This is a genomic window from Thalassospira profundimaris, assembly GCF_003326755.1.
Classification (GTDB): domain Bacteria; phylum Pseudomonadota; class Alphaproteobacteria; order Rhodospirillales; family Thalassospiraceae; genus Thalassospira; species Thalassospira profundimaris_B.
Window position 1 is genome coordinate 1 of sequence record NZ_JPWH01000070.1, and the last position, 1,379, is coordinate 1,379.

The following is a 1,379-nucleotide window of genomic DNA, read 5'->3' on the forward strand; positions in this document are numbered from 1 at the left end:
CATGTATGGACGGCCCACTGAAAGCAAGGAAAAATAGAACTGTTGTAACCTGGTCAGGTGCTTCCATGTATCCGGCCTGTTGGTGACGATAAATCGTCTGGCCCTGATGAAGTCCGCGGATGTCGGTTCCGATCAAATAAACGCGGTCAAGTGGCCGCTTGGAAAGTGCTGGAGTGTCCGATATCCCGGTAGTGACCGGTTCACATCAATATCTGCTCACCTTGCTAACCTGTTGTAATCCCTTGGGATCTAAAAACGGTGTGTTCTATGCCGCAATCGTTGTTGCCCGATATATTTCCTTTTTGGTCATTAAAGCCCAAGCGATACGCGCGGCTTTGTTGGCCATGGCGATGGTTACAAGCCTTGTCGGCTTACGTTCCAGTAACCGTTTCGCCCAATCAGCCTGCCGTGATGATTGTCGGCGCACAACGTTCAGCATGCTGGTAGCACCTATGACAAGCAGCTTTCGAATATACCGGTTGCCCTGTTTCGATATCCGGCCCAATCGTTCCTTACCGCCACTGGAATTTTGTCGCGGTACCAGACCGAGCCATGCAGCAAACTCCCTACCGGATTTGAAGAACGAAGGATCAGGCACTGTGGCTGCGATCGCACTGGCAGTCAGAACGCCGACACCAGGTATGGAGGCCAATCGCTGGCTAACCTCATTTTCCTTGTGGGCTGCCTTGATTGCCCGGTCTATGTCATCGATAGCAGCTTCATTGGCCTGGAGCATGGCAACCAGTGGCCGTAGTGATGCGCGAGCCAATGCCGGCAGGCTTTCATCCTCGTCTTCCATGATGACATCAACAATACGGTCCAGTCGTTCTCGGCCCTGGGCGGCAATCAGCCCCATTTCGGCCATGTGGGAACGCAGTGCGTTGACCAACATGTTTTGCTGGCGCATCAGAAGCTCGCGGGCCTTGTGCTGCATCAGGGCGGCCTGCTGGTCTTCCGATTTGACCGGCACAAAGCGCATGCTCGGTCGACCGACAGCCTCACAGATCGCTTCGGCATCAGCTGCGTCGTTCTTGCCGCGACGAACATACGGTTTCACATAGGATGGCGGGATGATCCGGACATCGTGCCCGCGCGCTTCGAGCTCCCGGGCCCAGTAATGGGCAGTGCCACAGGCTTCAAGGCCGATCAGACAGGGAGGGAGATCCGAGAAGAATGAAAACATTTGCTGACGACGCAACTGGCGACGAACTGTCACGTTCCCTTTGTCGTCGACACCGTGAATCTGGAAGACATTCTTGGCCAAATCCAGGCCGAGCGTGCTAACTTTCATCTGTGGATGGCTCCTTATAGTGTTTGCCCAACTGATCAACGCACTATGGCACATTGATGCCGGTTTGTGAGGGCCGTCCACACCATCA

The 1,379-nt window shown here is 54.5% G+C and carries 1 protein-coding gene; it reads right to left on the minus strand.

The window, feature by feature from the left end:
• Positions 1-265: 265 nt before the first annotated feature.
• The gene (locus TH25_RS24585; RefSeq protein ID WP_114090866.1) at positions 266-1,291 is read right to left on the minus strand and encodes an IS110 family RNA-guided transposase; all 1,026 of its coding nucleotides are present in this window, start codon (positions 1,289-1,291) and stop codon (positions 266-268) included.
• Between the last annotated feature and the right edge of the window lie 88 nt (positions 1,292-1,379).

Coding starts and splice junctions, on each gene's coding strand:
- TH25_RS24585 (WP_114090866.1), bottom strand. CDS start 1,291: ATGAAAGTTAGCACGCTCGGCCTGGATTTGGCCAAGAATGTCTTCCAG.